The organism is Jujubicoccus corallicola, from assembly GCF_047345645.1.
In the GTDB taxonomy this organism is placed as follows: Bacteria; Pseudomonadota; Alphaproteobacteria; order Rhodobacterales; family Rhodobacteraceae; genus JBLEFH01.
Window position 1 is genome coordinate 161,383 of the sequence record NZ_JBLEFH010000009.1, and the last position, 20,408, is coordinate 181,790.

Sequence of the window (20,408 nt, forward strand, 5' to 3'; positions counted from 1 at the left end):
CAGATGGTCATTGCGCCAGCGACAGGTTGAGGCCGCTTTCGCTATCGAAAATATGGATGCGCTTGCCGTCGGGCCTCAGGCCCACGGCATCGCCGCGTTGCAGGTTCTTGTCGAATTTCTCGGAGGGCACGACGCTCACGAAGGTCGCCCCGCCCACATCGGCATGAACATTGACCTCATGCCCCATGAATTCGAGATTGCTGATCGTGCCGGTGAAGGCGTCTTCGCTCTCGGCGGCGACCAGTTCGAGATGCTGCGGGCGGATGCCGAGCTTCACCACGCCCTCGCTGGTGTTCAGCCGCTCCGCCAGCCCGTCATGGACGCGGATTGTCTGCCCGCCCACGGTCAGCACCGGCGCGCCGTCACCGCGCGCAAGATCGCAAAGAACAAGGTTCATTTCCGGCATCCCGATGAACCCCGCCACGAAATCATTCGCGGGCGCTTCATAGAGCGTCGCCGGGTCCGCCACCTGCATGATGTGGCCGTCCTTCATAACGCAGATCCGGTCGCCCATGGTCATGGCTTCGACTTGGTCATGGGTCACGTAAACCACCGTCGCCGGGCGCCCTTCCTGCCGCAGACGCTTGTGCAGATCGGTGATCCGCACCCGCATCGAGGCCCGCAGTTTCGCATCGAGGTTCGAAAGCGGCTCGTCAAAGAGGAAGACTTCGGGATGCTTAATAAGCGCGCGCCCAAGGGCGACCCGCTGCGCCTGTCCGCCCGAAAGCTGTTTGGGCAGACGGTCGAGCAGGGTCTCGATTTCGAGAATGCCCGACACCTCTTCCGTCTTATGCTCGATCTCCTCTTTCGGCTTGCGCTTCAGCTTGAGTCCGAAAGAGAGGTTCTTGCGCACCTTCATATGCGGATAGAGCGCATAGTTCTGGAACACCATCGCGATGCCGCGCTTGCCGGGGACGAGATCGTTGACGACCTGCTCGCCGATGCGGATCTCCCCGCCGGTGATGGTCTCCAGACCGGCAATCATCCGCAGCGTGGTGGATTTGGCGCAGCCCGATGGGCCAACCAGCACCATGAACTCCCCTTCCGCCACATCGAGATTGATGCCGTGAACCGCCTTGAAGCCGTTGCCATAGGTCTTTTCGACCGAACGAAGTTGTAACTGAGCCATTAGCCTTTGACCCCCCCTGTCGAGATGCCTTCGATGAAGTATTTCTGCGCCATGAAGAACACCAAGAGTGACGGCGCGAGTGCGAGAACCGACATTGCGAGGATCTGGTTCCAGGCAAATGCTTCGGTGGTGTCGATGGACAGTTTGAGCGCGAGGCTCACAGGATATTTGTCCACCGAGGAGATGTAGATGAGCGGCCCGAGAAAGTCGTTCATCGTCCACATGAACTGGAAGAGGCAGACCGAGATGATCGCCGGCATCAGCATCGGCACCACCACATAGATCAGCGTCTGAAGGGTGTTCGCCCCGTCCACACGCGCGGCCTCTTCCATGTCGCGCGGGATGGCGCGCAGGAACTGGATGATCATGAACACGAAGAACGCATCGCCCGCCAGTGCCGAGGGCACCCAGAGCGGCAGGAAGCTGTCGAGCCAGCCAATATCGCGGAACAGCAGATATTGCGGGATGCGCGTCACGACATTCGGCAGAAGCAGCGTCGCGATCACCGAGGCGAACATGATCTTCTTGAAGGGAAAATCAAACCGCGCGAAGCCGTAAGCCACCAGCGTGCAGGAAATCGCCGTCCCGATGGTCTTGGGAATGATGATCCAGAGCGAGTTGAGGAAGAAATGCCCGAATGTGTAGGGCGTCGAGGTTTTCCAGCCGTCGATATAGCCCTGCAAGGTCGGCTCGCTCGGCCAGAAGGAGGGCGAGGAGAACATTTCTGCATTGGTCTTGAAGGACGCCCCAACGAGCCAGATCAGCGGATAGACCATGATCAGGCCAATCACCGTCAGCAGCGTGTAGCGGATGATCGCGTTCACGCGGGCCTTGCGGCGGAGCTTGAGCTCCAGCGCGGTCGGCGGCTGGCGTTCGCCGGCGTCTTGTCTGGGAAGTTCGGATAACATGGACATAGGTTCAGCTCCGCTTGTCGCCTGCGTAATAGACCCACTTTTTCGACGACCAGAAGGCGACCAGCGTCAGCACCATGATGATGACGAACAGCACCCAGGCAATGGCCGAAGCGTAACCCATATCGAAGCTCTTGAACGCCTCGTCATAGATATAAAGGGGCAGCAGATAGGTGGATTTGAGAGGGCCGCCTTGCGTGATGATGTAGGGGCCGTTGAATTCCTGAAACGCCTGCACGGTCTGCATGATCAGGTTGAAAAAGATCACGGGCGTGATGAGCGGCAGGGTGATATTGCGGAAAATCTGCCACGGACCGGCCCCGTCAATCGACGCCGCTTCATAGAGCGATTTGTCCACCGACTGGAGCGCCGCGAGGAAGATCACCATCGCCGAGCCGAACTGCCAGCAGCGCAGCAGCGTGATGGTAAAGAGCGCGTTTTCCGGGTCGCCGAACCAGTTGATCGGCTCGCCGCCAAGCGCCGTGATGACCATGTTCACAAGGCCCGTATCCGCGAAGATATAGCGCCACAGCACCGCAATCGCGATGGAGCCGCCGAGGATCGAGGGCACATAATAGGCCGTGCGGAAGAGGTTGATCGCCTTGAGCCGGTAATTCAGCACCACCGCGATGAAGAGCGCGAAGGCGAGCTTCAGCGGCACGGTCAAAAACACATACAGCAACGTCACATTCAGCGATTTGCTAAACGTGCGGTCGCGGGTAAACAGCCGCTCGTAATTCTCCGTGCCGACCCATTCCGGGGATGACAGCAAGTCATAATCGGTGAAGCTGAGATAGAGCGACGCAACAAACGGAAATGCGGTGAACAGCAGCAGGCCGATCACATAGGGCGCGACATACCACAGCCCCACATATTTGCTTTCTCCTCCCATCAGGCAACCTCCTTTATCAGGGCCTCTGGCAGATGGGCTGCCGTTGCCAGGATCATCTCCGCGAGCATCTCGCGGGCTTTGTTATCGCCAAGTGGCGCGACCAACGGGTCAGACCGGAACAGTTCAAAAATCGTGCTGTGATCGCCCGTGGCGACCGCCTCCAGCCAGGCCGACTGGCGCGCCGCGTGATCGCGGGTGATCGCCGCCAGCTCCTCGGGCAGACGGCCCGCCAGAAGCGGCGTCACGCCAAGGCCGGAAAAGAGCGCATTGCTTTCCACAATCGCACCTTCGGGCAAATTCGCGATCTGGCCGCGGTTCGGCATATTTACGTTGGACACATGCGGCTCCCCGCCCATAAGCGCGCGGATCTGATCGACCAGCGCCTCGTCCGAGCGTTTCGGCTGCACTTCGCCCTCACCGCGCAAAAGCGCCGCGCGCGCGTCGCGGCGGGCCGCATTGTCGCGCTTGCGATACGCAATCGGCGTGATGCCGAAATCCCAGTCGTCATTCTGCGCGAGATAGAGATCCGCGGGCAGAAACTCGACGAGATGCCGGTCCCCTGCCGCCGCCGCGATCCCGAAGCGCCGGGTGAGATCGAACTTCACCCGCGAGCGATCCTCGAAATAGCGCGCATGTTCATCCGCCGGGTCCACCGGCGCGGCGGTCCAACCCGGCCCCGCGAATTCCTCCACGAAATCGCGATAGGCGGGCATCATGTCGGCGCCGCCGAGGCTGATCCGGTCCACGAAGGTGAAATGGTTGATGCCGAGGACGTTGACCTCCACATCGCGCTGCGTCCAGCGCGCGCCTCCGTCGCGGCGATTGGCGATCCAGGCGACCTGCTTGCGCAGTTTCGTCACCTCATGGCACTCGCCCCAGCAACGGATCTCCGGGAACGCCCGGTAAAGCGCGCCTGTCAGAACACTCATCGGATTTGTCAGATTACATACGTAAGCGTGCGGTGCATGAGCCGCGATGGCCGCGCCGATCTCCAGCATCATCGGGATGGCGCGAAGGGCGCGGACATAGCCGCCCGGCCCCACCGTGTCGCCCACCGATTGCGTGATCCCGTAGCGCGCCGGGATCTCGATATCCTGCGCCATATCGTCGAAGCTGCCCGGCAGGATCGAGACGACGACCACATCCGCGCCCGTCAGCGTCTCCGCTAACGTGTCGCAGACGGTGTATCGCGCCGGAAACCCTTTACTCACATGGGCATAGCGCGCGCCAAGGGCCGCGTTTTCCTCTGCCGCTTTGCGATTGAGATCATAGAGTCGCACCTCGGCGGCAAGGCTCTCATCATAGGCGAGATCCCCCATCAGCCCGAGCGCCCAATTGACAGATCCGCCACCGATATAGGCGATCGTCACGGGCAATTTCTCGTCGCGCTGTGCTGTCATTCTGACATTCCCCCCAGCCTCTGTGCGGGCCTCATCTGCGGAAACTCTCGGCACGAAAAACTTGTCATACTTTTTGTATGATAAGTTTTCATCTGCTTTCAAGGGGAAATATCAGAAATTACCTATCTTCATGATTTTGCGCATCTTTCATGCGCGATCTTCAGCAACACAAGTCATCGGACAAGTTCACCCGATTCGGTTTGGCGCGCAGAAACCCACCCGCCAAACCGTCGCCTCATCACAGGAAATCATCCCGGCGCGGTGTGAAGCAGTCGATCAGCTCGCCCGCTTCGAGGCAGAGGCAGCCATGCTCGGCACCCGATGGGATGACAAAACTGTCCCCCGGCCCCACCTCGAACGACTCGCCGCCCACATGAAACCGGAATTTCCCGCTTTTCACATAGGTTGACTGCACATGCGGGTGGTGATGCGGCGTCCCCTCCCCGCCCTCGCCAAAGCGAAACGCCACAACCATCAGCTCCGGCGAATCTGCGAGAACCTGCCGCGTGACGCCCTCACCCGTGGACACAACTGGAAATGAATTTTTCATCTGACACTCTCCATCCTTTGTCGCGGCGACCTCCCAAGGTGCGCCGTAGTCACTTCATTTTGCGTGGTTTTCGGCAAACTCCTCCCGGACTCCCCACAACACGCAATTATTTGTATAACAGGTTTTACAACATGTATTACAGATGGTATAGTCCCCTTATAACAAACAGGGAGGGCTCCGCGCATGACTGGCTTCGGTCCAAAATTGCTCGGCGGATTAAAACATGCAGGGTCGATCTTCGTGACCCTGTTCGGTCTCTTGATCCTGACATTCATTATCGGCCGCATGATGCCGGTCGATCCGGTCCGCGCCATGGTCGGCGAGGACGCCACCCGCGAGGTTTACGAGACGGTCTACCGCCAGCTTGGCCTCGACCGGCCGATGTGGGAGCAGTTCCTGATCTATCTCGGCGATGTGATCCGGCTCGATTTCGGCACCTCGATCCGCACCGGCCAGCCCGTGTTGCAAGACATCGCGCAAGTCCTGCCCGCCACCATGGAACTCGCCACTTTCGCGATCATCTTCGGCGCGGGCGTCGGCATCCCCCTTGGCGTGATCGCCGCCGTCCATAAGGACAAGTTTCTCGACCATATCATCCGCGTCTTCAGTCTGATGGGCCACTCCATGCCGATTTTCTGGACCGGCATGATCGGCCTTCTGGTGTTCTATGCCGGGCTCGGCTGGGTCGGCGGCTCTGGCCGGATGAGCCAGTTCTATATCGGCCTCGTCCCGGCGCGCACGAATTTCCTCTTGATCGACAGCGCGCTTGCCGGGCAATGGGACGTGTTCTGGAGCGCGGTCAACCATATCATCCTGCCCGCCTCGCTCCTCGGCTACAGTTCCTCCGCCTATATCACCCGCATGACCCGCAGCTTCATGCTCGATCAGCTTGGGCAGGAATATGTAACCACCGCGCGGGTCAAGGGCCTGAGCGCCCGCCAGACGATCTGGCGCCACGCCTTTGGCAATATCCGCGTGCAGCTCGTCACCATCGTCGCCCTTGCCTATGGCGCGCTTCTCGAAGGGGCGGTGCTGATCGAGACGGTCTTCGCCTGGCCCGGCTTCGGCCAGTATCTGACCTCGAACCTGCTCATCGGCGACATGAATGCCGTGATGACCTGCGTTCTCATCGTCGGGCTGATCTTTGTGGGTCTGAACCTGCTCTCCGACATTCTTTACCGCGTCTTTGATCCGAGGACACGCTGATGCAAAGCACCACTGTTTCCGCCAAAAAATCCGCTGGCTCCGGCTCCCAAAGCCTGCGCGCCTTCCGCAACATTGTCGTCTATCTCGCGACCAGACCGACCTCGGCTTTCGGGCTTCTGGTGATCGCGCTTCTGCTGCTGATCGCGCTTTTTGCGCCGCTGATCGCGCCCTATTCGCCCTATGCGCAGGATCTGCAATCGACGCTGCAACCGCCCTCGGGCGCGCATCTTTTCGGCACCGATGAGCTGGGGCGTGACATTTTCAGCCGCCTTGTCTTCGGCGCGCGCATCACGCTCACCATCATCTTCCTCGTGACCGTCACCGTCGGGCCGATCGGCCTCATCGTCGGCACGGTCGCGGGCTATTTCGGCGGGCGTGTCGATACGATCCTGATGCGGGTGACGGATATTTTCCTGTCCTTCCCGTCGCTGATCCTCTCGCTCGCCTTTGTGGCCGCGCTTGGCCCGAGCCTCAACAACGCCATCGTCGCGATCTCGCTCACCGCCTGGCCGCCGATTGCGCGCCTCGCCCGCGCCGAGACGATGACCTTCCGCAAGACCGACTATATCTCCGCCGCCCGCCTGCAAGGCGCAAGCCCGATGCGGATCATCTGGCGCTCCATCGTGCCGATGTGTCTGCCCTCGGTGTTGATCCGTCTGACGCTGAACATGGCGACCGTGATCCTCACCGCAGCGGGCCTCGGCTTTCTCGGCCTCGGCGCGCAGCCGCCCATGCCCGAATGGGGCGCGATGATCGCGACCGGGCGGCGCTACATGATCGATAGCTGGTGGGTCGTGACCTTCCCCGGCCTCGCCATTCTCGCGGTCAGCCTCGCCTTCAACCTGCTCGGTGACGGCCTGCGCGACGCGCTCGATCCCAAACAGATGAACCGGAGGTAAGGGCGATGACCACCACCCATGACAGCATCCTCGATGTGGACAATCTGCGCGTGCGTTACGGCGGCGCCCCCGGCTATGCGGTGCAAGGGGTCAGCTTCCAGCTTGGCCGCGAACGCCTTGGCATCGTGGGGGAATCCGGCTCCGGCAAATCCACCGTCGGGCGCGCCCTGATGCGGCTTTTGCCCGGCGCGAGCGTCGATGCGGACACCATGCGCTTTGAGGAGGTCGACCTTCTCAAAGCCAGCGAGCGGCAAATGCTGAAAATCCGCGGCGCGCGCATGTCGATGATCTTGCAGGATCCGAAATTCTCCCTCAACCCGATCCAGCGTTGCGGCGACCAGATCTCGGAAGCCTACCGCACCCATGTTCGCGCCAGCAAAAAACAGGCGCGGGAGAAAGCCATCGCCATGCTGGAGGCGGTGCAGATCCGCAACCCGGAGCATGTCTACACGCTCTATCCTCATGAGGTTTCGGGCGGGATGGGCCAGCGGATCATGATCGCCATGATGCTGCTGACGGACCCTGACCTTGTGATCGCGGATGAGCCGACCTCGGCGCTTGATGTGACCGTCCGCCTGCAAGTGCTGAAGATACTCGACGATCTGGTGCGCGAGAAAGGCATCGGCCTCATCATGATCTCCCATGACCTCAACCTTGTGCGCAATTTCTGCGACCGGGTGCTGATCATGTATGCGGGCCGGGTGGTGGAAACGCTGAACGCCCGCGATCTCGACAAGGCGCAGCATCCCTATACCCGCGGGCTTCTCGCCGCGCAGCCGCGGATCGGCGGCACCCGCGACACCCTGCCCGTTCTCGCCCGCGACCCGGCTTGGGGCGGCGCCAATGAGACACCAGAGGAGACCCACGCATGAAACCCATTTCCATCGGCAATCTCTCCGTCGCCTTCGGCGCGCTCAAGGTGCTCGATCAGGTCTCGCTCCATGTCGAGGCGGGCGAATGTTTCGGCCTTGTGGGCGAGTCCGGCTCCGGAAAATCCACGATTTTGCGCTGTATCTCCATGCTTTACGATCACTGGGACGGCACCGCACGGCTTGGCGAGGACGACATTCGCGGCATGAACACCATGGCCCGCTGCCGGGCGCTTCAGATGGTATTCCAAGACCCCTACGGCTCGCTCCACCCGCGCCACAGCGTACGCACCGTGCTGTCCGAGCCGCTGAAGATCCACAAGCTCGATCAGCACGACGCGCGGATGGAGCAGGCGATGATCGACGTGGGCTTGCCCGTCGATTTCCTCGACCGCTACCCCCACCAGCTTTCCGGCGGTCAGCGCCAGCGCGTCGCCATTGCACGCGCGCTGATCCTGGAACCGGATGTGCTGCTGCTCGACGAGCCGACCTCGGCCCTCGATGTGTCGGTGCAGGCGGAAATTCTCAACCTGCTGGTGCGTCTGCGCGCGGAGAAGGGCTTTACCTATCTCATGGTCAGCCATGATCTCGCCGTGGTCGATCACATGTGCGACCGTTTCGCGGTCATGCAGCATGGGCGGATCGTGGAAATCCTCTCCCGCGACGCGATCCTCGGCGGCACCGCCACCGAGCCCTATGCCCGCGAGTTGATCGAAGCGAGCCTCACCTATGAGCGCGAAGCCGGGTAACACCCGCGAACCCTGACAGCCGAGACCCCCGCCCAAAAGCGGGGGTTTTTCTTTGCCCTGCTGCGCCGCCACGCGCGCAAAAAAAACGGGCCGGAAACTCCGGCCCGCTCCATCCCTCACCCGAAGGGTCAGCGATCCTTGGTCACATCCTCAAAACGCGACACCCACGGGTCGATGATGATCCCCGACACATCCGACTGATAGGCCGCCGTCACCACCCGCTCCGAGAAGGGCTGGATCGAGGTGATCTTCTCGTCGATCATCTGCTGGATTTCTTCATATTGCGCGACCTGCGCAGCCTCGTCCCGCTCAATGAGCGCCGCTTCGATCTTCGCGTTCAGCTCTTCATCCTGATAGCTCGTGCGCCAGCTTTGATAGTTGGTCAGCCCGGCTTCCTGAGAGTTGTCGGGGTTGTAGACGAGCGCGCGCAAATTCGAATCCGGGTGGGGCTGCTGCCCGCCGCCGCCGCGCCCGACGAGCAGTTCAAACTGCCGATCACGCATCGCGCCATAAATCTGCCCGCCATCGCCGGTGATGATCTCCGCATTGATCCCGGCCTGCGCCAGCGTGCCCTGAATGGCGGTGGCGGAGTCGAGGAATTCCTGCGTCGAGATCACCCGGATCGAGGTGTCGAACCCGTCGGGATAGCCCGCCTCGGCCAAGAGTTCCTTGGCCCGCTCCACATCGAGCGCATAGCCCGGATCATCGAGCGCCGCGAAGGCGCCGGTGTTGATCGGGCGCTGCCGCTCGACCCCGAAATAGGGCATGATCGCCGCGTTGATCCCCGCGTAATCAATCAGATAACGCAGCGCTTCGCGCACTTTGGGGTCCGCATAGCGCTCGTCTTCCATGGAGACGGCCAGATAGTAGAAACCGGAGCTGGCCACGGTCTCGACGCTCACGCCCTCCTGCTCCTCAAGCGCGCGCAGATCCGGCGCGGCGAGGCTGAAGCCGACATCAAGATCGCCCTGCGCCAGCCCGAGCCGCTGCGACTGCGATTCCGGCAAATGGCGCATCAGAACGCGGGCCATTTGCGGCGCGTCGCCCCAGAAATTCTCGTTCCGTGTCAGGATGATATACTCATTGGAGCGCCAGTCGGTCAGGGTAAACGCGCCCGAGCCCGCCGAATTGTTCGTCAGCCACGCCTGCCCCAGATCGCCGTCGCTCTCATTCTCCATCACCAGCTTGCTGTCGAGCACCGAGCCGACGCCCGCTTGCGACAGATACATCAGGATCAGCTTGGGATCGTCCTCCTGCGGCAGGTTGAGGCGGAACGTATGCTCGTCCACCACCTCAAACTGCGCGTCCACCCCATCGGCGGTAAAGCCGCGGCTGGTCAGGCCCGAGGATTGCGCCAGCCCAAGCTGGAACAGCCGGTCGAAGCTGAATTTCACATCCTCCGCCGTCACCGGATTGCCCGAGGCGAACACCGCATCCTGCACCAGATTAAAGGTCACCGAACGGTTATCCTCCGCGACCTCCCAGCTTTCGGCCAGACGCGGCTGAAGCTCCTTGGTCTCCGGGTCCAGCTCGATCAACGCGTCATACACATTGTTGAGCACCTGCACGGCCTCGCCGCCGGTGATCGCCGCCGGGTCCATCGTCAGCACATTGGTCATGGTGAAGGCGACGATCAGCTGATCCTCCGGGGTCTCCGCCAGAACCGGTGCCGATGTCGCGAGCAGCGTGGCCAGAACGCCCGCTTTCAGAAATTGTCTCATGGTTTCCTCCCAGAATGTTGTGAGACTTGCGCGAAAAGGACGCGGGCGGCATCGCGGCCGCCCACATCTCGTCATGAAACGCGATTGTTTTCGATGTGATCGAAGTCGATATCCTCGCCCAGACCCGGCCGGTCCGGCACATGGACATAGCCATCCGCATCCATCGGATCGGACAGGGATTTGAGATAATCCAGCCCGTCATCATATTCGAGGAACGGGTGCAAAAGACCCCGCTCATACCATTTGCAATTCTTGGCCGCGGCGACGACATGCAGGTTCATCGCCGTGTTGCCATGCACCTCGCAGGCAATCCCGAAACTCTCCGCGAGATGCATCGTTTTCAGCGCAGGCGTGATCCCGCCCACATCATTCACACCGGTGCGCAAAATGTCGCACGCGCCGGATTTGATCCACTCGGCCCGGTGCCAATGCTTGCCCGCCGCGCTTTCCGGCCCCACGACCGGAATGTCGAGGTTCTCCGCAAGCCATTGATAGGACGACATGGATTGCTCATCCATCGGCTCTTCGATCCAGGCAAAACCCAGCTTTTCCAACCCGCGCCCCAGCTCAAGCGCCTCCACACGGCTATACCAGTGGAAGGCGTCGATCATCAGGTCGATCTCCGGGCCAACCGCCTCACGCACCGCCGCGCAGGCCTTGATGTCCATCCGCACATCGGGGGCCCAACTGACCGGCGGCATCCATGTATGCAGCTTGATGCCCTTATAGCCGCGCGCGACCAGCGTTTCGGCAAAACGCCCGTAATCCTCGGGGGTTGCAAGCCCGCCCTCCAGCTCATCGCCGCACATGATGGAGCCATAGGCCAGCACCTTGTCACGATAACCGCCGATCAGTTTGTAGACCGGCTCGCCGAGCCGCCGCCCCGCCAGATCCCAAAGTGCGCAATCGACCACCGCCAGCGTGCGGTCCGTCAGTTGCGCCGCCGAACCGCGCTGCCAATGCGCGAGATCCTGCCAGAGCCGCTCGCGGTCCCGGTGGTCCTGCCCGATCAGCACTTTTTTCACGAATTTCTCGATCACATGCGGGCGGACCACTTCGGGCGGGCAAAAACTGTGGCCCGCATGGCCATCCTCGGTGCGGATCGTTAGCATCGCCTGCTGCACCTGATGCGCCGGCCCCGGATGCGCGTGACCCGCGCTGTCGCTATGCCGCCGCGTCGTGTGGTTAAAAACCGTTACCTCAATATCCGTGATAATCACGCATCCATCTCCCTCATTGCGACCGGCCTGGCGTCGAGTCGTATTCTGTTATACAAATTTGTATGACAGATTATCCTCCATGTCAAACCGGGAATGAACCGCACGTCAATTTGCGTATTTTTCTCGAAAAACGCGCCGGAATTGCGTAAAAATCTGTAAAACAACTCTGGAGGTGGTGATGAGCAACGCGATTGGATCGAGAGGCGTCAGGCCCGCGCCCGGCGGCCGCGCATGACCGCCGCCCCTGCCCCGGCCCGGACCCGCGCCGCCCAGATCGCGCAGGATCTCGAACAGAAAATCGAGACCGGCCATTTCCGCCCCGGCGACCGCTTGCCCAGCGAATCCGAACTGACCCAGACCCACAGCGTCAGCCGCACCGTGGTGCGCGAAGCCCTCGGCCAGCTGCGCTCCAAGGGGCTGATCGAGTCGCGCAAAGGCTCCGGCGTCTTCGTGCTGGACCCGCCCAAAACCGCCACCGGCGCGCCCTTCCACGACATCGACATGCAGCGGATTTCCTCAGTGATCGAGATGTTCGAACTGCGCAGCGCCTTCGAGATCAGCGCCGCCGGGATCGCCGCACAGCGCGGCTCCGCCGACCAGTTCGACGCCATTTTGCAAGCGGGCCGCGAGGTCGCGCGCTGCATCGAGGCGGGCACCTCCACCCGCAAAGCCGATTTCGATTTCCACATGACCATCGCCAAAGCTACGCAAAACCGGCGCTTCCCCGAATTCCTGTCCCTGATCCGCCAGGGCATCGTCCCGCGGGTCGAGCTTGAAGCCGGCGACGGCCCCCGCCGCGCCTACGAGCCCAACCCCGACATGGTCGCCGAACACGACGCCATCGCCACCGCCATCCTCAACCGCGACAGCGACGCCGCCAAAACCGCCATGGAACGCCACCTCGAAGGCAGCCTTGCAAGGTATCGCGATTTGTTAAGGACGGGGTGAGGCGCGCCGTGGCTATTCCGAAAGATTTTCTGGATGTCTCCTCGCATTCAGCGACAACGACGCTCCGAGCGGGAAAGCCCCTCAGCCGATGATCGCCAGAATATCTTCGTCATTCTTCGTTATCGCCATCGACAGAGGAGACCGTCCGGCGGCGTTCACCTGATGGGGATCGCCGCCGCGATCAAAGATAAGCTTGATAATCTCCAAATCCGGTTTCGGCTGCATAACAGCCGTCCAAAGCGGCCCGTTACCATATGCATCGACAAGCTTAACGTCGGCGCCAGCTCGTATCAGCGCGCGCGCAATATCCGCATAGCCCCGCGAAATCGCGTATTGCAACGCCGTCTGTCCCTTATGGTCTTGATGATCAATACGCGCGCCGAGCGCGACGAGATTCACCGCATAGCGGGGACGGCTTGCGATTGCCGTCTGCAGCAAGGAATAGCCGTCCTCGCTGACAGCGCCATAATCCGTGATTTCGGTCAAATCAAAGTCATCGTTGGCTCTTAGGGCCTGGAACCATGTTTCGATAATCAGCGTCCTCCCAGTCGGTAGAGCAATGATGAGCCGCAGCCCTGTCAACGCCCGTCACTCAAGCGATCTCTTTCGACCCTAAAGCCTGACGCGGGACCTTAGAAACTCCAAATACGATACATCATCGGGCTCAAAAATCTCCTCACCCTCCAGCATATAGGCCCGCAAGAGCGGATCGACAGCGTCATCCCGCCGTCCGAGATCATACAGCGTCGCTCCAAGACTGAACTGCACAAATGCATTGGCATGACCATCGCCCGCCGCATCCGCCGACTGAAAGGACGACAGTGCGTCCTCCATGGCCCCCTTTTCCCGATACGCGTCGCCGATGGAGGCATGAAGCCACATGGCGGCGTCCCATTGCGCTTGAGGCGCTGGAAGAAGCGCCAGCGCGCTCCGCCAATACCCAATCGCGGCGTCATACTGACTGGCATCCAAAGCGCCATTGCCCAATTCGGACAATTCCGTGACGCGGTCGTAAATCGGATCAGGCAGTTCATCCATCGCGGCGCGTCCGCTCTTTCAAGTAAAACTCCAAATACTGAAGATGTTCACCCTTGAAGCCGTCCCGGCCGTAGAGTTCATGAACACGTTCAAACACCGGATAGGCCTCGTCAAAAAGCTCGAGCTTATAAAGCGCCTCGCCTTCGATCTTCAGCGTATACAGGCTTTCCCGGTCGGCATCGTCATACATTTCGTAGACAGTGGGGATCCACTGCTTTGCTTTGGCGGGGTCACCCAAGCGCGTATGTAGCGAAACAAAAGCAACCGAGAGGCTTTGTGGATAGTAATCCCAATTCTTTTTCGGCTCCGGAATAAGATCCCAAGCCTCCTGCATGTGGGCTTCCATACCCGCGAAATTGCCTGCCTTTGCTTTCTCTCGCCCTTGCGCGCGCGCATCATCAATACGCTGTCGAATGTCACTCTCGATTTCCGGCTTTCTGTTCATATCCCGCTCCGGATCTGCATTCACGAATTTAATTTCGTGACTCATTACCATCTTTTTGCAATGCGTAAATGCTTTTGTCAGCCGGATATTCTCAACTGAACGATTGGGCGCAAAAACTCTCGATGACGCGAACTTTGAAGACGCAACCCAACGCTCGCAGTCAGCCCGAGACAAAAATCGTTTCGCAATCTCCGCTGACGGAACGTATATTCGCGCCAACCAAGGACACTCAGTTGCTGTGGATCTCGGTCTCAAGCCTATCGCACCACCAGAATTTCTTTACCACGGTACAGCAACCCGCTTCCTCGACAGCATCAAGGAACAGGGATGACTTCCGCAAAATCGCCAATATGTGCATCTGTCTGCAGATGTCGAGACAGCCACTAAAGTTGGCGAACGGCACGGTAAACCCGTCGTTTTAACCATCCCGGCCCTCACTATGCACGAGCAAGGCCACCAATTTTTTCAAGCCGAAAATGGTGTATGGTTGGCGCGCTCCATCAGCCAAGAGTGGTTGAATCATGACTCATGGATTTAGCAAGGGCATGTAGCGCAACATTTTCCCACTCAAGATACAAGAAAAAGTGGCGCCATTCCGGCTGATATTTACGTCCCTTGTATATCTCTGCACTCAAACGCAAAAAATCAGTGTCGAAAAGCTCATAGACACGGCTCGATTTGAACGGGAAATGGACCAGAAATTGCTCAGGATGATATCCGGGCAATGGAGCGAAGTACTGATATGCGCACCCTTCGAAGCGCAAATCTATACTCTTGGTGCTATTATCGTATAAGATAGAAAAGTCCAAGACCCTGCTATCAAATCCGAATTTAACGCCGTCTTCCCCGTGCGGCAAAAGGCGGTCAACAAAACAATATCTTTCTTCGTATTGCATTCTTACCAATCACTTGGCGAAATTGGATCGCCCTTGTTGTTATCCAGCTTATCCTGGAACTCTTGATCCCAAGCCTTATCCGGACACCGCTCCTTACCGGTCTGATTCCGAGTTATTCCTAGTAGGCATCTCTAAATGCTCAGTTAGAAGAATGATCATCTCCAGGTCCGGTCTATACCCCTGTTCTCAAGCGCCCCATGGGCCTCGCGTTTTTCACCAAATATTCGGTACATTCTATAACCGCACTCAAGACTGTCGTTATGATGTATCCAGCGGTTTTTAGCTTCAATCAATAGACGATCAACCTGCCATCTCTACCGCCGCCAATCATTCCACAAGGAAAGTGTCCCTTCAAATAATAGTAGGACAAGTAATGATAGAAAGCGGGAGGTGATATATCGCCATATTCACATTCCATGCACAAATTTAAGATATCCCATTTTACCGAACTAATAAATAAATCTGTAAGTCCAAATTTTTTTGCAATCGGAGCACATTTTTCATTCGATATGGACTCTGCATAAGGCTTTACCGTGGATACAATCTCATTCCACTCTTTAAATTTTTCCTTATCACGACTTAAAACAGACGATCTAAAATTGTTAATAGCTTCCAATCCTATCTCTTCCCAATGATCGTCCGCCAGTTTTTCCATCGCCTGATCCCAAGATGATAGAACGACCGCATCTCCTAAATCCTGCACACCGACATTGGAAAACCAATCTGCTTCATAAAGCCGGTCAAGTGTCGCGATTGTCCTCGGGTTTGGTACTCTACTTACCATATTTAGACCTACTTCGATTGATTCATACGTCCGGGAATTCCTGGAATCAGATCTTCACTCGATAGCCAATTTTCCACCCGATTATGACCCGTCCTTCCTGAACGAAACGCACCGGCCCAAGTAATTTCATCAGTCTTTTACAGCATCAATATTTTGATATCTGATTCTTTTCAGAAAATGGAATTTCTCGCAGGCATCGGAGCCTTACCCTCAGCGCCTGTAAAGCAGATCAGCCGATAACCCTAATCGGTTTATATCCATCACTATCAACTGTTGTGAGATAGAAGCGATCCATTTGTGCAAGCAGCGTATAATGCTCAAGTGCTTTTACCAATCGGATATTCTCAACTGAACGATTGGGCCCGAAAACACCCGATAAAGCCAGCGCAGGGAAAAAACCAAAACACTGATCACGGGCAGGTTGTTGGTGAGCTTCAACACATCGCTGATACATGACCTCATCGTCGTAGTCGTAATAATCGACATCCCCTTCGTCTATTGGAAATATTAAAGACGAAAAGCGACTTAAATCAATTTCACTAATATTTTTCTCAGTTTGCGTCAGATTTGAGCAAAAAACCATTGCCGACGGGAGGTCGATCCGAAATATTCCCCATTTTTCGGACCAGCCCCAAAGTTCTCCAAAAGCAGTCTCCCCAAGAACATAGCAATCCTTGTGAGAAAAATCCTCATCTGCTCCAAATACAAGAGCGAGTATAGGTTTGAATTTCTCGGGTGGCCACATCCTGTAAAGGCCACCATAGTAGACACCCAAGCCAACCTCACGAATGAAATCTATTAGATTTTCTGGCATTTTTTCAGAGAGAGCGCTGAGTTCGTCCTCAGACAGATAGATTACGTCGCTAGGCTGGCCAGCTTTCTTTAATTCGTACTGAAAATTCTCATCAATCATAATTTAAGATTTCCTTCTAGCATCGCTTCAGTTCGACATCCATTTTTTCGTGGCTCCGCCCGGCGGCCCGCATAGCATCAGCCTGCTCTTTCAGGGCCTGCGCACGCCCGTCTTGGGTCCACTGGCGCCCAATATGACTGTTCACTTCTCCACCGCCAAGGCCAGAGATCGCGGATGGATCACCTCCCGCTACCATATCAAGCCAATGCGTCGCGTGGAGACCAGACATGTGTTCATCGACCTGAGCATTGGTTAGATTTGGATTATCTCGAACGTATTTTTCTCGATATTCCAATCTCGCTTTCCTTTGTGCACTAGGCTGCCGCAGCTTTTTAGTCCCGCCCGCGCGCTCAAGCACCCAATGCGCGTAGGCCATATCATCTGCGGTCATATTCTTGATCGCAGCGGTTTGCTCAGCAAGCTGACGATCAAGTTCATCAAGGTCAATCCCCGGAGGTGCCTCGAAGCATTTGACTCGGGCTAGTCTCGTACTCCGCGCTCCATCAGCACCGTCTTCCTCTTCCTTGTTGGGACCGGCTTCTCCATCGCTGTCGTCGTTATCGTCACCACCGTCATCATCATCGCCGCGCCGCCGCGCAGCAGCAGCCTTGCCCATATTGGCCGCACCGCTCGCCGCGTCTCCGACCGCCTCGACTTTTTTGAACGGATTGATGACTTCCACGCCGACGCCAAGCACAGCCCCGGTAGCCCCGGCAAACCCGTCCTCTTCCCAGGCGCTTTTCCCGCTCTCCCAGGCATCAGACGCTGCGCCGCTGCCCCATTCCCAGACATTTTCTGCTGTCCCGAGGGGGTCCGTCACCGTCTGTTTCCCAGCCTCATAAACACCGCGCGCGGCGTTGCTGCCGAAATCCTTCACATCCTGAACACTAGGGCGCGATTCCCAAAGATCGCCCAAATCATCCCCCATCGCGGAAGGATCATCCAAGTATTCGCCAATTTTACCGACCAGCGACTCTCCCGACGCTGCCGTGCCGGAGGTCCGTTTCATCCCGCTCCAAAAAGACCCGAGAAAACCCTTCTCTTCCTCGTCGTCGCCATCAGGCGCTTCATGCGCGGCAACGTCCTGAACATGGACATATTCGCCCGGACAGTTGCCGTTGTTCAGCGTGCAACTGTCGCGGTGGCGGATGATCGGCTGGCCCTCGATGCGAACGATGCCTGAGTGGCTCGTCGGCGCGACCACATCGCCTTGCGTGCCGGAGACCATGCCTTTGCCGACCCCGGCCTCATCGCCATAGGTGTTGGTGAACGCGCTATCCCATTTCTTGAGATCGAGCCCGTTGGAGCGGACCGTGACGGCGAATTGCTTCTCATCATTCGCCTGACCGAAGACGGGAAAGGGACAGGGTTTATCCGGCGCGCGGCACACATCCGGCGAGGTTGAGACGGCAATGGCGAAATCCGTTGCCGGAATGACCTCGGGCGGCGCGGGATTGGCGGATGTGGGCGGGGGCGGTTTGGCTTTCGCGGCTTCAGGCTTTATCGCCTTGAGGAGGATCGGATCCTGAAATTCCCAAGCGTCTTCTCCGTTATATCCGGGCGTGCCCTCTGGCGGATGATAATAAAATGTCTGCTTTTCATCATAGGTCGTACTGCCACCTGGGGGGAAATCCGCACGCGCAATCGCAGCGTTGGTTGCTGGATGATCGGTCACATCGGTGATATACATCGTCGGGAGGATGAAAACGTCTTCGTTGCTCATCACACCGCCTCCGGCAATGTCTCGACCGCGCGCAGAACGGGCAAGCCGCGTCCGTCTTCCCAGGGGAAACTGGCGCGCCATGTCAGAAAGACGCGGCCGACGCCGGGGCGCATGTCGAAATGCACGCCATCAAGAACCAGAGGCGCGACACCAATGCCCTTCGGACGCGCCAGTTCCATCTGCATCTTTATGCCCGGCAGCCTCCCGCGAAAGACCGGATAGCGGTGCAGCAAATTGCGAAGCTCGAAGGATTCATCTCCGGTGAGCCAAGTCTCGGTGATCAGATCGGGATGCGCGCATTGCCAAAACCGAAACTCGAAATCCTTGGGGAGCAGCGGATGCCGGTCCTTGATCCAGTCGTCGTCATAGGTCCCTGCATATTCAAGACGCTGCGGCCAGAACGGGGGGATCGGCGCGAGATTTTCCGGGGCATATTCGTGGCTTGGGCTGGCGATTGGCTGGTCAATGGCTTCGATCTGCGGCGCGGGAACACGCTCCACATCCCCCGCGATGTGGTCATTGACGATCCCGCAGCCCAGAGGATTGGCTTCGAACCGCTCCGGCGCGGCGTCTTCGGGCGCCGGGACCGGCCCGCCATAGGCCTTGTCCCACCCGAGCACGACATAAGGCACCGGCTGCGCCGCACTCAGTCGCCAATTGCGCTTTCCGGCGAAAGGAAGCGGAAGCGCGCCCGTCTCCGCCACCCAGTATCGCGGGCCATGAACGCGCAGGTCCTTGTGCACCGGCCCCACGGTCAGACCGCAGGTCCATGAGGCCTGCGGCTCGCCATCATCGGTATAGGCAGCGCCCGCAAAGGTGACATCACTCGTCGGCTTGAACGGCACCAGATCGCCTTGCGTCACGAGGTTCGATTGATGCGGATCGTCGCCGTCATATTGATCGCTCAGCACCAAGGGCGCCTGCTCGCGATCCAGCGCCAGAGGGCCGTCATTGGTGAGCAGGAAGGTGCCGCGCACAACGACCACGCCAAGCATTTCGCCAGCGAGGTTATACTGCCGGAAGGCCATGGCCGAAAACGGCGTGTGGTTCTCCACCGACATGCTGCTTATCCGCCGGGCTTGTTGAGATCGACAACCACCCCGTTGATCTGCACGGGGCCCGAGGCGGTGAAGTTGAATTTCGTGCCCAAGATGGTCACGGACCCATCTTCACGCATGATGAATTTCGAGGCGCCGCACTCGATCACAAACTCCTTGCCGACCTTCGTCTTTTTGAATTTCCCGATGGTCTCCGTCTGCACCTCGCCCACCGTGGTCTCCATGCGCACACCGACATCCGTGATCATCTTCTCGCCGATATTGGACTTTTTGAGTGTGCCGACATTCTCGATCAGCGTCGCGCCGATATTGGAGATTTTGCTGACCCCGACCTGCTCCGCGAGCGACACGCCCACACTGTCGGTTTTGAAATTTCCGTAAACCGTGTTCACCACGCCGGGAACCGAGAGCATGCTGGTCGTATCGTTACTCAGCGCTGTGGCTTTGCCCTGCAGGCCCGCGCCCCCGTCGGCCGTGGCATCGCCGCTTTGCACAACCCCATCCCGATCTCCGAGCCCGGTTCCCGAGAAGAACCCAAGGGTCGAGCCCGCCATACTCGCCGCCATGCCTTTGATCGCCAGCGCCTGCGTGTCAGAGGTTCCGGGCTGCGTGCCAGTCTCTTCGAGCATCTTCGCGGTTTGCGCCGCCATCCCCGCAAAGCTTCCCATCAGGGCCGCCGCCTTCGCCCCGGTGCCGCCGATGGTGAGGTTAATGGACCCGCCGATCTCATGTTTCTGGTTCCCCGCGACCTCGACGGTCCGGTTGCCACCAATCGACGAGACTTCATGGGATTCCACACGTTTCGCGCGGTTATTCAGCACCTTGATCGTCTGGTCCTTCTGTGCGTGGACGAACATGTTCTCCTGCCCCGCCTCATCCTCAAAGGTCAGCTCATTCCGCCCGCTCCCCCGATGGCTTTTGGACCTGATGACCATCTTCGTCTTATTCGCGGGCAGCTCATAGGGCACCTTCTGCGCCTCATTCGGCACCACGCCTGTCACCACGGGCCGATCCGGATCGCCGTCGAGGTAACTCACCATCACCTCCATACCGATGC

At 58.7% G+C, this 20,408-nt stretch carries 21 protein-coding genes and 1 pseudogene; 6 read left to right on the forward strand and 16 right to left on the reverse strand.

The genetic code is table 11. The features are described 5' to 3' along the window. Positions 1 to 7: 7 nt before the first annotated feature. The 5 genes from ACMA5I_RS13975 to ACMA5I_RS13995 all read right to left on the reverse strand — a co-directional run bounded on the left by ACMA5I_RS13975 (position 8) and on the right by ACMA5I_RS13995 (position 4,882). Entirely contained in the window at positions 8 to 1,129 is a 1,122-nt protein-coding gene (locus ACMA5I_RS13975; protein ID WP_525886894.1) for an ABC transporter ATP-binding protein, read from the reverse strand. After that, on the reverse strand, positions 1,129 to 2,043 hold the full coding sequence (locus ACMA5I_RS13980; protein ID WP_525886895.1) for a carbohydrate ABC transporter permease: 915 nt from the start codon (positions 2,041 to 2,043) through the stop codon (positions 1,129 to 1,131). The genes ACMA5I_RS13975 and ACMA5I_RS13980 overlap by 1 nt, the downstream gene beginning before the upstream one ends. A 4-nt stretch (positions 2,044 to 2,047) precedes the next feature. Then, entirely contained in the window at positions 2,048 to 2,932 is an 885-nt protein-coding gene (locus ACMA5I_RS13985; RefSeq protein WP_525886896.1) for a carbohydrate ABC transporter permease, read from the reverse strand. Then, the gene (locus ACMA5I_RS13990; RefSeq protein ID WP_525886897.1) at positions 2,932 to 4,332 is read right to left on the reverse strand and encodes a family 4 glycosyl hydrolase; all 1,401 of its coding nucleotides are present in this window, start codon (positions 4,330 to 4,332) and stop codon (positions 2,932 to 2,934) included. The genes ACMA5I_RS13985 and ACMA5I_RS13990 overlap by 1 nt, the downstream gene beginning before the upstream one ends. 238 nt (positions 4,333 to 4,570) lie before the next feature. Next, positions 4,571 to 4,882 (reverse strand): cupin domain-containing protein, encoded by a 312-nt coding sequence (locus tag ACMA5I_RS13995; RefSeq protein WP_525886898.1) that lies wholly within the window; start codon positions 4,880 to 4,882, stop codon positions 4,571 to 4,573. 183 nt (positions 4,883 to 5,065) lie between these two features. Between ACMA5I_RS13995 and ACMA5I_RS14000 the strand changes: the two genes are divergently transcribed. Genes ACMA5I_RS14000 through ACMA5I_RS14015 form a run of 4 tightly spaced genes read left to right on the forward strand, consistent with a single transcriptional unit; the run spans position 5,066 to position 8,605 of the window. Next, on the forward strand, positions 5,066 to 6,088 hold the full coding sequence (locus tag ACMA5I_RS14000) for an ABC transporter permease (RefSeq protein WP_525886899.1): 1,023 nt from the start codon (positions 5,066 to 5,068) through the stop codon (positions 6,086 to 6,088). Further along, the gene (locus tag ACMA5I_RS14005; RefSeq protein ID WP_525886900.1) at positions 6,088 to 6,987 is read left to right on the forward strand and encodes an ABC transporter permease; all 900 of its coding nucleotides are present in this window, start codon (positions 6,088 to 6,090) and stop codon (positions 6,985 to 6,987) included. The genes ACMA5I_RS14000 and ACMA5I_RS14005 overlap by 1 nt, the downstream gene beginning before the upstream one ends. A 5-nt stretch (positions 6,988 to 6,992) precedes the next feature. Further along, positions 6,993 to 7,859: an ABC transporter ATP-binding protein gene (locus ACMA5I_RS14010; RefSeq protein ID WP_525886901.1), complete on the forward strand. Its 867-nt coding sequence runs from the start codon at positions 6,993 to 6,995 to the stop codon at positions 7,857 to 7,859. Further along, positions 7,856 to 8,605: an ABC transporter ATP-binding protein gene (locus ACMA5I_RS14015; protein ID WP_525886902.1), complete on the forward strand. Its 750-nt coding sequence runs from the start codon at positions 7,856 to 7,858 to the stop codon at positions 8,603 to 8,605. Before ACMA5I_RS14010 ends, ACMA5I_RS14015 begins: the two co-directional genes overlap by 4 nt. Positions 8,606 to 8,733: 128 nt before the next feature. Here ACMA5I_RS14015 and ACMA5I_RS14020 read toward each other — a convergent pair whose 3' ends face one another. Together ACMA5I_RS14020 and ACMA5I_RS14025 are read right to left on the reverse strand one after the other, a co-directional pair. Further along, a complete protein-coding gene (locus ACMA5I_RS14020) occupies positions 8,734 to 10,326 on the reverse strand; it encodes an ABC transporter substrate-binding protein (protein ID WP_525886903.1) in 1,593 nt (530 codons plus the stop codon). Between the two features lie 71 nt (positions 10,327 to 10,397). After that, on the reverse strand, positions 10,398 to 11,546 hold the full coding sequence (locus ACMA5I_RS14025; RefSeq protein ID WP_525886904.1) for a mandelate racemase family protein: 1,149 nt from the start codon (positions 11,544 to 11,546) through the stop codon (positions 10,398 to 10,400). Positions 11,547 to 11,777: 231 nt separating this feature from the next. Here ACMA5I_RS14025 and ACMA5I_RS14030 point away from each other — a divergent pair, with 231 nt between their 5' ends. Further along, complete coding sequence (locus ACMA5I_RS14030; RefSeq protein WP_525886905.1) at positions 11,778 to 12,494, forward strand: FadR/GntR family transcriptional regulator; 717 nt, start codon at positions 11,778 to 11,780, stop codon at positions 12,492 to 12,494. Positions 12,495 to 12,575: 81 nt separating this feature from the next. On the opposite strand, the gene ACMA5I_RS14035 is transcribed toward ACMA5I_RS14030, so the two are convergent. Genes ACMA5I_RS14035 through ACMA5I_RS14045 form a run of 3 tightly spaced genes read right to left on the reverse strand, consistent with a single transcriptional unit; the run spans position 12,576 to position 14,022 of the window. Then, the gene (locus ACMA5I_RS14035) at positions 12,576 to 13,076 is read right to left on the reverse strand and encodes an ankyrin repeat domain-containing protein (RefSeq protein ID WP_525886906.1); all 501 of its coding nucleotides are present in this window, start codon (positions 13,074 to 13,076) and stop codon (positions 12,576 to 12,578) included. 30 nt (positions 13,077 to 13,106) lie between these two features. Then, positions 13,107 to 13,532: a hypothetical protein gene (locus ACMA5I_RS14040; protein ID WP_525886907.1), complete on the reverse strand. Its 426-nt coding sequence runs from the start codon at positions 13,530 to 13,532 to the stop codon at positions 13,107 to 13,109. Beyond that, positions 13,525 to 14,022, reverse strand: a complete 498-nt coding sequence (locus ACMA5I_RS14045; protein ID WP_525886908.1) for a hypothetical protein — start codon at positions 14,020 to 14,022, stop codon at positions 13,525 to 13,527. Before ACMA5I_RS14045 ends, ACMA5I_RS14040 begins: the two co-directional genes overlap by 8 nt. A gap of 58 nt (positions 14,023 to 14,080) precedes the next feature. Here ACMA5I_RS14045 and ACMA5I_RS14050 point away from each other — a divergent pair. Further along, positions 14,081 to 14,515: pseudogene (locus tag ACMA5I_RS14050) on the forward strand (RNA 2'-phosphotransferase). Here ACMA5I_RS14050 and ACMA5I_RS14055 read toward each other — a convergent pair. The 6 genes from ACMA5I_RS14055 to ACMA5I_RS14080 all read right to left on the reverse strand — a co-directional run. Beyond that, complete coding sequence (locus ACMA5I_RS14055; protein ID WP_525886909.1) at positions 14,478 to 14,873, reverse strand: hypothetical protein; 396 nt, start codon at positions 14,871 to 14,873, stop codon at positions 14,478 to 14,480. The pseudogene ACMA5I_RS14050 and the gene ACMA5I_RS14055 overlap by 38 nt on opposite strands. Positions 14,874 to 15,162: 289 nt before the next feature. Continuing rightward, entirely contained in the window at positions 15,163 to 15,657 is a 495-nt protein-coding gene (locus ACMA5I_RS14060; protein WP_525886910.1) for a hypothetical protein, read from the reverse strand. Positions 15,658 to 15,886: 229 nt separating this feature from the next. Further along, the gene (locus ACMA5I_RS14065; RefSeq protein WP_525886911.1) at positions 15,887 to 16,570 is read right to left on the reverse strand and encodes a GAD-like domain-containing protein; all 684 of its coding nucleotides are present in this window, start codon (positions 16,568 to 16,570) and stop codon (positions 15,887 to 15,889) included. 16 nt (positions 16,571 to 16,586) lie between these two features. Beyond that, entirely contained in the window at positions 16,587 to 18,374 is a 1,788-nt protein-coding gene (locus tag ACMA5I_RS14070) for a PAAR-like domain-containing protein (protein ID WP_525886912.1), read from the reverse strand. After that, complete coding sequence (locus ACMA5I_RS14075; protein WP_525886913.1) at positions 18,293 to 19,354, reverse strand: DUF2169 family type VI secretion system accessory protein; 1,062 nt, start codon at positions 19,352 to 19,354, stop codon at positions 18,293 to 18,295. Before ACMA5I_RS14075 ends, ACMA5I_RS14070 begins: the two co-directional genes overlap by 82 nt. A gap of 5 nt (positions 19,355 to 19,359) precedes the next feature. After that, positions 19,360 to 20,408: bacteriophage T4 gp5 trimerization domain-containing protein (locus ACMA5I_RS14080; protein ID WP_525886914.1), on the reverse strand; the 1,049-nt coding region annotated here is incomplete at its 5' end.